Source organism: Acidovorax sp. GW835-FHT14G06 (assembly GCF_058793595.1).
In genome coordinates this window covers 149,127-162,342 of sequence record NZ_JBXAGA010000003.1, presented here as the reverse complement: position 1 = coordinate 162,342, position 13,216 = coordinate 149,127, and the positions used below count along the sequence as shown (strand labels likewise).

The 13,216-nt window shown below is 64.7% G+C and carries 11 protein-coding genes; all 11 read left to right on the top strand.

The window, feature by feature from the left end:
- The first annotated feature begins 37 nt into the window (after positions 1–37).
- The 11 genes from AC1Q64_RS05885 to dcd all read left to right on the top strand — a co-directional run bounded on the left by AC1Q64_RS05885 (position 38) and on the right by dcd (position 13,186).
- The gene (locus AC1Q64_RS05885) at positions 38–970 is read left to right on the top strand and encodes a LysR family transcriptional regulator (protein ID WP_082522392.1); all 933 of its coding nucleotides are present in this window, start codon (positions 38–40) and stop codon (positions 968–970) included.
- 79 nt (positions 971–1,049) lie between these two features.
- The gene (locus tag AC1Q64_RS05880) at positions 1,050–2,636 is read left to right on the top strand and encodes an ABC transporter ATP-binding protein (protein WP_492250738.1); all 1,587 of its coding nucleotides are present in this window, start codon (positions 1,050–1,052) and stop codon (positions 2,634–2,636) included.
- Positions 2,629–3,702, top strand: a complete 1,074-nt coding sequence (locus AC1Q64_RS05875; protein ID WP_492250737.1) for an ABC transporter permease — start codon at positions 2,629–2,631, stop codon at positions 3,700–3,702. The genes AC1Q64_RS05880 and AC1Q64_RS05875 overlap by 8 nt, the downstream gene beginning before the upstream one ends.
- Positions 3,702–4,622 carry an ABC transporter permease gene (locus AC1Q64_RS05870; protein ID WP_056060799.1) on the top strand — a complete coding sequence of 307 codons (921 nt, stop codon included), beginning with the start codon at positions 3,702–3,704 and terminating at the stop codon, positions 4,620–4,622. Before AC1Q64_RS05875 ends, AC1Q64_RS05870 begins: the two co-directional genes overlap by 1 nt.
- Positions 4,623–4,731: 109 nt before the next feature.
- On the top strand, positions 4,732–5,898 hold the full coding sequence (locus AC1Q64_RS05865; RefSeq protein WP_492250736.1) for a BMP family ABC transporter substrate-binding protein: 1,167 nt from the start codon (positions 4,732–4,734) through the stop codon (positions 5,896–5,898).
- A gap of 118 nt (positions 5,899–6,016) precedes the next feature.
- Positions 6,017–7,000 (top strand): aromatic ring-hydroxylating dioxygenase subunit alpha, encoded by a 984-nt coding sequence (locus AC1Q64_RS05860; RefSeq protein WP_492250735.1) that lies wholly within the window; start codon positions 6,017–6,019, stop codon positions 6,998–7,000.
- On the top strand, positions 7,000–8,052 hold the full coding sequence (locus tag AC1Q64_RS05855; RefSeq protein WP_492250734.1) for an adenosine deaminase: 1,053 nt from the start codon (positions 7,000–7,002) through the stop codon (positions 8,050–8,052). The genes AC1Q64_RS05860 and AC1Q64_RS05855 overlap by 1 nt, the downstream gene beginning before the upstream one ends.
- A gap of 217 nt (positions 8,053–8,269) precedes the next feature.
- On the top strand, positions 8,270–9,844 hold the full coding sequence (locus AC1Q64_RS05850; protein ID WP_108498050.1) for a methyl-accepting chemotaxis protein: 1,575 nt from the start codon (positions 8,270–8,272) through the stop codon (positions 9,842–9,844).
- Positions 9,845–10,021: 177 nt separating this feature from the next.
- A complete protein-coding gene (locus tag AC1Q64_RS05845; RefSeq protein ID WP_492250733.1) occupies positions 10,022–11,122 on the top strand; it encodes a BMP family ABC transporter substrate-binding protein in 1,101 nt (366 codons plus the stop codon).
- 112 nt (positions 11,123–11,234) lie between these two features.
- The gene (guaD, locus tag AC1Q64_RS05840) at positions 11,235–12,533 is read left to right on the top strand and encodes a guanine deaminase (RefSeq protein ID WP_492250732.1); all 1,299 of its coding nucleotides are present in this window, start codon (positions 11,235–11,237) and stop codon (positions 12,531–12,533) included.
- 80 nt (positions 12,534–12,613) lie between these two features.
- Positions 12,614–13,186, top strand: coding sequence for a dCTP deaminase (dcd, locus tag AC1Q64_RS05835; RefSeq protein WP_015012892.1), 573 nt, complete (start codon positions 12,614–12,616; stop codon positions 13,184–13,186).
- The last annotated feature ends 30 nt before the right edge of the window (positions 13,187–13,216 follow it).

The window sequence follows — 13,216 nt, the reverse complement described above, 5'->3', positions numbered from 1 at the left end:
ATATGCGCAAGCTTATGGCACCCATGCCCACACCGCTATGAGAGACCACGCCCTTTTCGACAAGATAGACCTCCATCTCATAAGGGTCTTGCACACCGTGCTCACAGAACGCAGCGTATCGAGGGCCGCCGTCCGCCTGGGCATGCACCAGCCGGCGGTGTCGGCTGCGTTGAAAAGGCTGCGCGACCTGTCGGGCGACCCGCTGCTGGTGCGCTCCGGCGCCAGCATGATGCCCACCGATGCCGCACTGCGTATGGTGGAGCCCGCGGGGGCCATCCTGCGCGCCGCGGAGGCGCTGTTTTCAGATGCACGCGGGTTTGACCCGCGCACCGCCACCCGCACCTTCCGCGTGGCGGCCAGCGACTACCTCGACCCCCTTTTTTTGCCCCAGCTGGTGGCCCGCATCAAGGTCGAAGCGCCTTTGTGCCCTATCGAAATCCTGCCCCTGTCGGCCGACGCGCACTACCACGCGCACCTGGCGCAGGGCGATGTGGACGTGGTGATCGGCAACTGGCCCCAGCCGCCCGACGACCTGCACATGGGCCGGCTGTTTGGTGACGAGGTGGTCTGCCTGGTGGGCAAGGACCACCCCGCCGTGCGGCGCGGCTGGGATGTGGAGAGCTGGCTGGCCGCCGAACACATCGCGCCCACGCCCACCCACCCCGGCGCGCGCGGCGTGATCGACGCTCACCTGGACAGCCTGGGCATGCAGCGCCACATCACGGCGCGCTGTGCGCATTTCAGCCTGATCCCCAGCATCGTGGCATCGAGCTTGCTTGTGCTGACCACGGGCCGCCAGTACTGCGAACGGTATGTGGACCAGCTGCCCCTGGCCATCCTGCCGTGCCCGGTGCCCTTTCCCCGGCTCATGTATTACCAGCTGTGGCACGCCCGCACGCACCACTCGGCGGCCGCCGCCTGGCTGCGAGATTGCGTGAAAACCGTGGCTGCTTCGCTACGAAAAGAATAGCTGCTTGGGTATGCTGAACAAGCGCCAAGAGGTATTTTCATTCTTATAACAAGTTGTAAAACTGAGAGACAATCCCCGCATGAGTTCTCCCCCCAATCCTTCAGCGCCTGGTGCGGCGCCGCCACGGCTGCAGCTGGTGGGCATCACCAAGCGCTACCCGGCCGTGGTGGCCAACAGCGGCGTGTCGCTCACGGTGCTGCCGGGTGAAATCCACGCGGTGCTGGGCGAAAACGGCGCGGGCAAGTCCACGCTGATGAAAATCATCTACGGCTCGGTCAAACCCGACGAAGGCAGCGTGTTCTTCAACGGTCAGGCCGTGCAGGTGCGCAACCCGCAAGAGGCGCGGGCCCTGGGCATTGCCATGGTGTTCCAGCATTTCAGCCTGTTCGACACCCTCACGGTGGCCGAGAACGTCTGGCTGGGCCTGGACAAGAGCCTGACGCTGGCCGAAGTGACCGGCCGCATCACCGCCAAGGCCGCCGAATACGGCCTGGACATCGACCCCCTGCGCCCTGTGCACACGTTGAGCGTGGGCGAGATGCAGCGGGTGGAAATCATCCGCGCGCTGCTCACCAACCCCAAGGTGCTGATCCTGGACGAGCCCACTTCGGTGCTCACGCCCCAGGCCGTCGAAAAGCTTTTTGTGGTGCTGCGCAAGCTGGCCAGCGAGGGCTGCAGCATCCTCTATATCAGCCACAAGCTGCACGAAATCCGTGCGCTGTGCACCGCCTGCACCGTGCTGCGCGGCGGCAAGGTGACGGGCGTGTGCAACCCGGCCGAGGAATCCAATGCGTCCCTGTCGCGCCTGATGATTGGCGCCGAACCGCCCGCGCTGGAACACCGCGCCGTGCAGACCGGCGCCACGGTGCTGCGCGTCAAGGGCTTGTCGCTGCCGCGCGCCGACCAGTTCGGCGTGGACTTGATCGACCTGCAGTTCGAGGTCAAGGCGGGCGAGGTGGTGGGCATTGCCGGAGTGTCGGGCAACGGGCAAAAAGAATTGCTTTATGCGCTGTCGGGCGAAGACCAGCGCGCCGAGCCTGCCAGCATCCAGGTGTCCGGCCAGAACGCGGGCCGAATGGGTCCCGGCCAGCGCCGCGCTTTAGGCCTGCACTTTGTGCCCGAAGAGCGCTTGGGCCGGGGCGCCGTGCCCACCATGGGGCTGGCACACAATCTGCTGCTCACGCGCACCAACTCGGTTGGCGGCAGCGGCTGGATCAAGGTGGGGGCGCTGCAAAAACATGCCGAGGACATCATCCGGCGCTTCAATGTGAAGGCGGGTGGACCCAACGCAGCGGCCAAGTCGCTGTCGGGTGGCAACCTGCAGAAGTTCATCGTGGGGCGCGAGATTGACGCCAATCCCAAGCTGCTCATCGTTTCGCAGCCCACCTGGGGCGTGGATGTGGGCGCCGCCGCACAGATCCGGGGCTCCATCCTGGCCCTGCGTGACGCAGGCTGCGCCGTGCTGGTGGTCAGTGAGGAGCTGGACGAATTGTTTGAAATCTGCGACCGGCTGCATGTGGTGGCCAAGGGGCACCTGTCGCCCTCGGTGCCGCGCGCCGAGGCCACGGTAGAGCGCATTGGCGAATGGATGAGCGGGCTGTGGCATGCCGATGTCCAAGCGCACCTCGCACAACAGGACAAGGCAGCGGAGGTGCAGCATGCTTAAGCTGGAACCACGCCCCCAGGCTTCCAAGCTCTGGACCTATGGCTCGCCGCTGCTGGCGCTGGCCGTCACGGTGTTGATTGGTGTGGCCTTGTTCGTGGCGCTGGGCAAAGACCCGGTGCGCGGGCTGCAGGTCTTCTTCTGGGAGCCGATCAAGACGCCTTATGCCGTGGGTGAACTCATGGTCAAGGCCACGCCGCTGTTATTGATTGCGCTGGGGCTGGCCGTGTGTTTTCGCTCCAACGTGTGGAACATCGGTGCCGAGGGCCAGTTTGTCATCGGCGCCGTGGTGGCGGGTGGCGTGGCGCTGCTGGCCGACAAGACCACGGGCCCCTGGATCGTGCCCGCCATCCTGCTCGCCGGGGTGCTGGGTGGCATGGCCTGGGCGGGGCTCACAGCGCTGCTGCGCGACAAGTTCAACGCCAACGAAATCCTGGTGAGTCTGATGCTGGTCTATGTGGCCACGCTGGTGCTGGGCTATCTGGTCTATGGCCCGTGGAAGGACCCGGTGGGCTACAACTTTCCGCAGACCAAGACGTTCGAGAAAGTCACGCAGATCCCGCGCCTGATGCAGGGCTCGCGCGTGTCCATCGGGTTGCTGCTGGCGCTCGCAGGCGCTGGGGCCTTGTGGGTGTTCCTGTTCCGTACTCGGGCGGGCTTTGCCCAGCAGGTGGGCGGGCTGGCACCAGCGGCGGCGCGTTATGCGGGCTTTTCGTCGCGCCGCGCGCTGTGGACGGCGCTGCTGATCTCGGGCGGTGCCGCTGGCCTGGCCGGTGCGTTGGAGGTGGCAGGGCCCATCGGCCAGCTCACCCCCTATGTGCCTGCGGGCTACGGCTTCGCGGCCATCATCGTGGCCTTCGTCGGACGGCTGCACCCGGTGGGCATGATCCTCTCCGCCATCCTCATGAGCATGTTCTACATTGGTGGTGAACTGGCGCAGTCGCGCCTGGGCCTGCCCAAGTCGCTCACCGGCGTGTTCCAGGGCCTGCTGCTGTTCACGCTGCTGGCCTGTGACACGCTGATTGCCTACCGCATCCGCTGGGTCGGCAGCAAGAAAGGAGGTGTCTGATGGAGTCTTATGCACTGCTCATCGGCGCCACGCTCAGCGCGGGCACCGTGCTGGCCATTGCGGCCCTGGGCCTGCTCATCAACGAAAAGGCGGGCATCGTCAACCTGGGGGCCGAGGGCATGATGCTCTGCGCCGCCATTGCAGGCTTTGCCACCGTGGTGCACACGGGCAACACCTGGCTGGGCTTTGCGGCAGGCATGGCGGCCGGTGCCGTGCTGGCCGCCATCTTTGGTGTGCTGGTGATCTGGCTCAACACCAACCAGTACGCCACGGGGCTGGCGCTCAGTCTGTTCGGCGTGGGCTTCTCCGCGTTTGCGGGCATCAGCTACGTGCAGGCCAAGCTGCCCGAGTTGCCCAAGTACGCCATCCCGGTGCTGGGCGATGTGCCGCTCCTTGGGCCAGCGCTGTTCCAGCAGCACCCGCTGGTGTATCTCACCATGCTGCTGGTGGCGGGGTTGATCTGGTTTCTTTACCGCTCGCGCGCCGGGCTGGTGCTGCGGTCGGTGGGCGAATCGCCTGAGTCAGCCCATGCGTTGGGCTACCCGGTGCGGCGCATTCGGCTGGCGGCCGTGGTGGTGGGCGGGGCGCTGTGCGGTCTGGCCGGGGCTTACATCTCCACTGTCTACACCCCGCTGTGGGTCGAGGGCATGGTGGCCGGGCGCGGCTGGATTGCGCTGGCGCTCACCACCTTTGCCACCTGGCGCCCGGCACGGGTGTTGCTTGGTGCTTATCTGTTCGGCGGCGTGACCATGCTGCAGTTCCATTTGCAGGCCACCGGCGTGCAGGTGGCCAGTCAGTTGCTGAGCATGCTGCCTTATGTGGCCACCATCGTGGTGCTGGCGCTGATCTCGCGCAATCCGGCGTGGATCCGCATCAACATGCCGGCATCGCTGGGCAAACCGTTTTATCCGGGCTCCTGAAAGGGCTAGCCCACCGGAAAATCTGGTTACCCTGCGGTAGATCGCACCATAATCATTGTTTTCGTCCCCCAACCTTTGCAAGTCCTACTTCTTCGATAAGGAAACCGACATGACTGATCTGCAGAAACGCTCCCTGCTCAAGGTGGCAGCGCTCTCCGCTGTGGCTGCTGCTGCCCTGGTGGGCTGTGGCAAGAAGGAAGAACCGGCACCGGCCCCTGCGCCTGCACCGGCCCCTGCCGCAGAAGCTCCGGCACCCAAGCCCGAGCCACTGAAGATCGCGTTTGCCTATGTCGGCCCGGTGGGCGACGGCGGCTGGTCGTTCGCGCACGACAACGGTCGCAAGGCCATCGAGAAGGAATTTGGCGACAAGGTCGTGACGAGCTTTGTGGAAAGCGTGCCCGAGTCTGCTGACGCAGAGCGCGTGCTGCGCGACCTGGCCGGCCAGGGCAACAAGCTGATCTTCGGCACCACCTTCGGCTACATGGAGTCCATGCTCAAGGTCGCGGAAGACAACAAGGGTGTGAAGTTCGAACACGCCACCGGCTACAAGACCGCCGAAAACCTGCGCACCTACGACAGCCGCACCTACGAAGGCGCGTACATGGCCGGCATCATCGCTGGCGCCATGACCAAGTCCAACACGCTGGGCGTGGTGGGCTCGGTGCCGATCCCTGAGGTGATCCGCAACATCAACAGCTTCACGCTGGGTGCGCAGTCGGTCAATCCCAAGATCAAGACCAAAGTGGTGTGGGTGAATGAATGGTTCAGCCCACCGAAGGAAACCGAAGCTGCGACCAGCCTGATCAACGGCGGCGCCGACATCCTGTTCCAGAACACCGACTCTCCCGCCGTGCTCAAGACCGCCCAGGAAAAGGGCAAGCGCGCCTTCGGCTGGGACAGCGACATGACCGCCTACGGCCCCAAGGCCCACCTGGCATCGGCGGTGATCAACTGGGGTCCGTACTACGTCAAGGCCACCAAGGACGTGCTGGATGGCACCTGGGCTTCGAGCCAAAGCTGGTGGGGTGTGAAGGAAGGCGCTATCGACATCGTCTCCATCGCCGAAGACGTGCCTGCTGACACCAAGGCCAAGGTCGAAGCCGTGAAGAAGGGCCTGGCCGACGGCAGCTTCAGCATCTGGAAGGGCCCCATCGTGGGTCAGGACGGCAAGCCCGTGCTGGAAAAGGACGCTGTGGCCGACGACAAGTTCCTGGGCGGCATCAACTTCTACGTCAAGGGCGTGGAAGGCAAGATCCCTGGCGGCGACAAGAAGTAATTCGCACCGCGTTCATCAGCAGTTCTTGCGAGCTGCTGTGACAAAGGGCCGCCCTGGGGTGGCCCTTTTGTTTTGCAGGGGCATTTTGTGACCTGCAGTCTTTTGAGGAGCAGGGACGATGGTGGAATCAACTTTGTGGCATCCGGTGGCCCTGTCAGGGGCCGTGGCTGGGCAGGCACCGCTGGCGGTGCAATTGCTGGAGCAACCCGTGGTGTTGTGGCGCGACAGCGAAGGCGCCGTGCTCGCGCTGGCCGACCAGTGCCCGCACCGGGGCGCCCGCCTGTCGCTGGGCCGCGTGACGCCCCAGGGCCAGCTGGAGTGCCCCTACCATGGCTGGCAGTTTGCGGCCGGTGGGCAATGCACGCACGTGCCTGCACTACCCACCTTTGTGCCCCCGGCCACGCACTGCGCCCGCCATTTCGAGGTGCAGGAGGCCTATGGCCTTGTGTGGGTGCGCATCGCACCAGGCGAGCAGGGACTGCCTGTGTTTGCGGCGGAGGGGGATGCCCGCCTGCGCAAGCTCAACTGCGGTCCCTACGACGTGGCGGCCAGCGCGCCGCGCATCGTCGAGAACTTTCTGGACATGTCGCATTTCGGCTTTGTGCACGAAGGCTGGCTCGGCAGCCGTGAGGCGACGGCCATCGACGATTACCGCGTGGAGCCCACGCCCACGGGCCTCCTGGCCACGGGCTGCAAGGCCTGGCAACCGCAATCCAACCTGCATTCCACGGCGGCCGCCCAGGTCGAATACACCTACGAAGTCACCGCCCCCTATGCAGCCGTGCTGACCAAGGTGCCCGAGGCGGGCACCACGGCGGTCGATGGCTGGCGCGAGTCCATTGCGCTGTTCATCTGTCCGGTGACGCCGGTGCGCAGCCGGGTGTGGTTCCGGCTGGCGGTGGCGGATTTCGATTCGCCGGACGAGAAACTGCAGGCCTTCCAGCACACCATCTTCACGCAGGACCAGCCCGTGCTGGAGTCGCAGACACCACAGTGCCTGCCGCTCGACCTGCGCGCGGAGTTGCATACCGCTGCCGACAAGGCATCATCTGCGTACCGCCGCTTTCTGCGCCAGAGTGGCATCACCTTTGGAGTCTGCTGATGTTCAAGATCCCCCCCATTTCCGCAGAGCGCCTTCCCAGCCTGCTGCGTGCCATGCCCAAGGCCGAGTTGCATATCCACATCGAGGGCTCGCTGGAGCCTGAGTTGATCTTTGCGCTGGCGCAGCGCAATGGACTGACGCTGCCTTATGCCAGCGTGGACGCCTTGCGCAGCGCGTATGCATTCACCAATCTTCAGAGTTTTCTGGACATCTATTACGCCGGTGCGAGTGTGCTGCTGCATGAGCAGGACTTCTACGACATGGCGCGCGCCTACCTGGGCCGTGCGGCGCGCGACAACGTGCTGCACACCGAGCTCTTCTTCGACCCGCAGACCCATACTGCTCGTGGCGTGGCGATGGAGACCGTTATCAACGGCCTGCACCGGGCCTGCCACGATGCCCGCGCCGAACTCGGAATCAGCGCCACGCTGATCCTGTGCTTCCTGCGCCACCTGAGCGAGGAGTCGGCGTTCGAAACGCTGGAGCAGGCCATGCCGCTGCGCGACAAGATCGTGGGTGTGGGTCTCGATTCCAGCGAGCTGGGCCATCCGCCCGAGAAGTTTGCCCGCGTGTTCGCCCGCTGCCGCGAGCTGGGCCTGCACTTGGTAGCCCATGCGGGCGAGGAGGGCCCCCCTGCCTACATCTGGAGTGCGCTGGATGTGCTCAAGGTCGAGCGCATCGACCACGGCGTGCAGGCCGTGCACGACGCTGCGCTGATGCAGCGCCTGGCGCAAGACCGCATTGCGCTCACGGTGTGCCCGCTGTCCAACCAGAAGCTGTGTGTCTTCCCCAATCTGGCAGACCACAACCTCGGCAAGCTGCTCGATGCCGGGCTGGCTGCCACAGTCAATTCAGATGACCCGGCGTACTTTGGCGGCTACATCAACGAGAACTTCACCCAGGTGTTTTCTGCGACGGGCCTCACGGCCAAACATGCTTACCAGTTGGCTTTCAACAGTTTTGAAGCCAGCTTTGCAGGCAATGCCGACAAGCGGGTGTGGGAGCACAAGCTCAAGGAAGCGTTCGAGCGGTGCGTAGAGCACGACTACTGAGCTTCGGGTTGTGCGCGCACAGGGGTTGGGACACTGCGTCAGAGGTACTGTCGCCAGTGCGGCAGGGGCCTGATCTGGGTAAACCCTTAAAATGGTAAGTATTCGTTCGAATTGCGTCCGGTCCAGGCCCAAGGGGTGATCCACCACCATGGCCCTTACCCTGCGCTCCCTTGTGGAGTGCACGGGTGCCGTGTTGCCCCCTTTTTTGGAGCCTTCCATGTTTCTCAGTCAAATCTCCATTGGCAAGCGCCTGACCCTGGTGCTTGGCCTCATCCTGGCGCTGTTTTTTGCCAGCAGCGTGGTGGCCGTGGTCAAGCTCAGCCAGCTGGGCAGGGAGATCGACGCCATGGTCAACGACAACATCAAGACCGAGCGCGCTGGCTCGGACTGGCTGCGCCACACCACATCGGGCGTGCAGCGCGCGGCAGCCATCGCCAAGAGCAGCGACGCGAGCCTGATCCCCTACTTTGCGCCCGCCACGGCCGCGTCGATCCGCGACACCAACGAGCTGCAGAAATTCATCGAGTCCAAAATGGACACGCCGGAGAAGAAGCAGCTTTTTGCCAAGGTGGGTGACCTGCGCAAAGACTACCTGGCGGCCCGCGAGGAAGTGAGCAAGTTCAAGCAGGCGGGCGATGCCGAGAACGCCAACAAGGTTTTCACCGAGCGGTTTGAGCCCACCTCCCGCAGCTATCTGGCGGGTGTGCAGCAGATGGTGGATGGCCAGCGCGCCGAGCTCGATGCGGCCGGCAAGCGCAGCGAAGAGCTGCGTGCCCAGACCACGCTGCTGCTGCAGATCTGCACCGGCGTGTCGCTGCTGCTGGGCGCCTTGCTGGCCTGGCTGCTGACCACCAGCATCACGCGCCCGCTGCGCAAGGCAGAGGCCATTGCAGAGACCATCGCCAACATGGACCTGACGGGTGCCCCCCAGGCGAGCTACGCCAATGACGAAACCGGTCACCTGCTGCGCGCGCTGGATGCCATGCGCAGCGCGCTGCACCGTTCGCTGCAGCAAGTGCGGGGCGTGGTGGACAGCATCTCCACCGCCAGCACCCAGATCGCGATTGGCAACCAGGACCTGAGCGCGCGCACCGAGCAGACAGCTAGCAGCCTGCAGGAGACCGCCAGCTCGATGGAAGAGCTGACCAGCACCGTGCGTCAGAGCGCCGATTCGGCCGTGCAGGCCAACCAGCTGGCCGTGTCGGCGGCGCAGGTGGCCCAGCGCGGTGGCGATGTGGTGGCACAGGTGGTGACCACCATGGACGAGATCAACACCAGCAGCAAGAAGATCGCCGACATCATCGGCACCATCGACGGCATCGCGTTCCAGACCAACATCCTGGCCCTCAACGCCGCCGTGGAAGCCGCCCGTGCGGGCGAGCAGGGCCGTGGCTTTGCCGTGGTGGCCAGCGAAGTGCGCTCGCTGGCCCAGCGCTCGGCCCAGGCGGCCAAGGAAATCAAGACGCTGATCGGCGTGTCGGTGGAGAAGGTCGAGTCGGGTGCTGCCCTGGTGCAGAACGCCGGCACCACCATGGGCGAGATCGTGAGTTCCGTGCGCCGCGTGACCGACATCATTGGAGAGATCAGCGCAGCCGCGTCGGAGCAGAGCCAGGGCATTGGCCAGGTGAATGTGGCGGTGACCCAGCTGGACCAGATGACCCAGCAAAATGCAGCCCTGGTGGAAGAGTCCACCGCCGCCGCCGAAAGCCTGAAGGATCAGGCTTCGCGCCTGGCCGAAGTGGTGGGTGCCTTCCGCCTGGGCGCAGGCCCGCAGGCGCTGCGGCTGAACTGAAATTGCTCACGGGGCTCTGCGCGCTGCCGCAACGCCCTCCCGTGCTTGAAAGCCCTTTTTTCCGGCAGTCTTTGCAACATCGCTTCATGTAGTTTTCGCACAGTCTGACCTTCCCGGTGGCACCGTCGTCCTGCGGTGCTTCCGGTCCATTTCATCAGGGCCATGTAGAGGAACACCATGTACAAAAACCTCGCTGCCACGCTCGTGGCCGCCTGTTTTTTCTCCCCCGTTTTTTCCCAGCCGACACCCGCCAAGGGTCATACGGCCGAGTCGGTCAAAGCCGGTTTTGTCTATGTCTCACCCATCACCGAGGCTGGCTGGACGCGCCAGCATGACGAAGGCCGCAAGGCCGTCGAGGCCGCACTGGGCAATCAGGTGAAGACCACCTTTGTCGAGAACGTGGCCGAAGGCGCCGATGCCGAACGCGTGATCCGCGACCTGGCCGCCACCGGCCACCAGATCATCTTCACCCCCAGCTTTGGCTACATGGAGCCCACGCTCAAGGTGGCGCAGGACTACCCGCAGGTGAAGTTCGAGTCCATCACCGGCTACAAGACCACACCCAATGTGGCCGCCGCCAATGCGCGCTACTACGAGGGGCGTTACCTGGCGGGCATCGCCGCGGGCCGCATGAGCAAGACCGGCGTGGCAGGGTTCGTGGCCGGGTTTCCCATCCCCGAAGTGCTGCAGGGCATCAACGCCTTCACGCTGGGCATGCGCTCGGTCAACCCAAAGGCCACTGTCAAGGTGGTGTGGCTCAACGTATGGTTCGACCCGCCCAAGGAGCGGGATGCCGCCATGGCACTGTTCAACCAGGACGTGGATGTGATTGCTTTCCATACTGGCTCCACTGCCGTGATGGCGGCTGCGCAAGAGCGCGGCAAGATGGCCGTGGCCTATCACTCGGACATGCGCAAGACGGGCCCGGACGCGCAGATCGTGGCCGTGACGCACCAGTGGGGCAGCTACTACACCGAGCGCGTGCGCGCCGTGCAAAACGGCACCTGGAAAAGTGCCAACCTGTGGGGCGGCGTGCGCGAGGGCATGATCCGCGTCGGTGACTTTGGCACCCGGGTGCCGGCGGCCGTCCAGCAGGAGGTGCTGAATGCCCAAAAGGCCGTAGGCGCGGGCAAGCTCCAGCCCTTCCGTGCGGGCAAAGTGTCGGTGCGCGACAACGAAGGGCAGGAGCGCATTGCTGCTGGCCAGGCACTGCCGGATGCCCAGATATTGCAAATGAACTGGCTGGTGGAAGGCGTGGTGGGCAAGGTGTCCCGCTGACCCTGCAGGGCATATCGCCCATCGCTTTCGCTGATCGGCGCTCCCCGAACCCCATAGCCACTATGGGGTGCTGCATATACAAACGGCGCCCCCTGCCGCTAAGCTTGGCGCCATGCCTGTTTACCGTTCCGCTCTTTTGCGTTTTGCCGACGACGGCAGCGCCCTCTATGACGAAGATGGCCTGCTGGCCGTTGGCCCTGACGCTCAGGGCTGCCAGCGTGTGCTGGCGGCAGGCGCTTGGCAGACTCTCGCGCCACAATTTGCCGGGGAGCCTGTGGTGCATCTGCCGGGGCGCATCCTGGCGCCGGGGTTTGTGGACATGCACATCCACTTCCCGCAGACGGACGTGATCGGCTCGCCAGCCGATGGCCTGCTGCCCTGGCTCGAGAACTACACCTTTCCCCACGAGTCCCGGTTTGTAGACTCCGGCTACAGCGCACAGGTGGCCGAATTTTTTGTGGTCGAGCTGCTGCGCAACGGCGTGACCACAGCCCTGGCGTTTTCGACCTCACACCCCGCGTCGGTGGAGGCCCTGTTCACCGAGGCCCAGCGCCAGCGGATGCGCCTCATCACCGGCAAGGTGCTGCAGGACCGCCACTCGCCTGACGGTGTGCGCGACGACACCGAGCAGAGCCTCATCGACACCGAGGCGCTGATCCGGCGCTGGCACGGCGTGGACCGCCTTGGGTATGCCATCACCCCGCGTTTTGCGCCCACCAGCACCCACGAGCAATTGCGCGGCGCGGGCGAGCTGGCTGCGCGCTACCCCGATGTGTGGATCCAGTCCCACGTGGCCGAGAACCGCGACGAGATCCGCTGGGCGCGCGAGCTGTTCCCCGCCGCGCGCAGCTACCTGGGCGTGTACGACGACTTTGGCCTGATGCGCGAACGTGCGGTGTATGCGCACTGCATCCACTTCGATGACGACGACCGCGCGCTGATGCGCGACACCGGCGCGGTGGCGGCGGTCAGCCCCACTAGCAACCTCTTTCTGGGCAGCGGGTTTTTCGACTATGCCGGTGCCGACCGCGTGGGGTTTGGCTATGGCCTGGCCAGCGACGTGGGCGGGGGCACTAGCTTCAGCCCGTTTCACACCATGCTGGCGGCGTACTACGTGGGGCGTGAGGGTCAGACCAAGCAGGGCCTGAGTCTGTCACCCCAGCAACTGTGGTGGCAACACACGGCGGGCGCGGCCAGGGCGCTGGGCCTGGCGGGTGTGGTCGGCAATCTGCAGCCGGGCTGCGAGGCCGATTTTGTGGTGCTGAACCCCGAAGCCACGCCGCTTTTGGCGCGCAAGACCCGCCAGGCGCGCAACCTCGATGAGCTTTTGTTTGCGCTGATCGTGCTCGGCGACGACCGTGTGGTGCAGCAAACGGTGATTTCTCAAGCAAAATACGGCTCTAGCGCTTGATATTCATGCGCTACCAGCTACGTATTTAATAGCGCCCGGCAGTCCACCACTGTGCGGGCCACAGCGCAGGGAGTTCTGCTATGAGCATCAAGAGCGACAAATGGATCCGCCGCATGGCGGCCGAGCACGGAATGATCGAGCCCTTCGAGCCCGGCCAGGTTCGCGAGGTCGAAGGCCGCAAGATCATCAGCTACGGCACCAGCAGCTACGGCTACGACATCCGCTGTGCGCCCGAATTCAAGGTGTTCACCAACATCCACAGCACGGTGGTGGACCCGAAGAACTTCGATGAAAAGAGCTTTGTCGATTTCGAGGGTGACAGCTGCATCATCCCGCCCAACAGCTTCGCGCTGGCCCGCACGGTCGAATACTTCCGCATCCCGCGCAATGTGCTCACCATCTGCCTGGGCAAGAGCACCTATGCCCGCTGCGGCATCATCGTCAACGTCACGCCGTTCGAGCCCGAGTGGGAAGGCTATGTGACGCTGGAGTTCAGCAACACCACGCCGCTGCCAGCGCGCATCTACGCAGGCGAGGGCTGCGCACAAGTGCTGTTCTTCGAGAGCGACAAGGACGACGTGTGCGAGGTCAGCTACCGAGACCGGGGCGGCAAGTACCAGGGCCAGGTGGGCGTGACACTGCCCAAGGCCTGACCACGCGCACATGGCGGGCGGTGGCAGGGG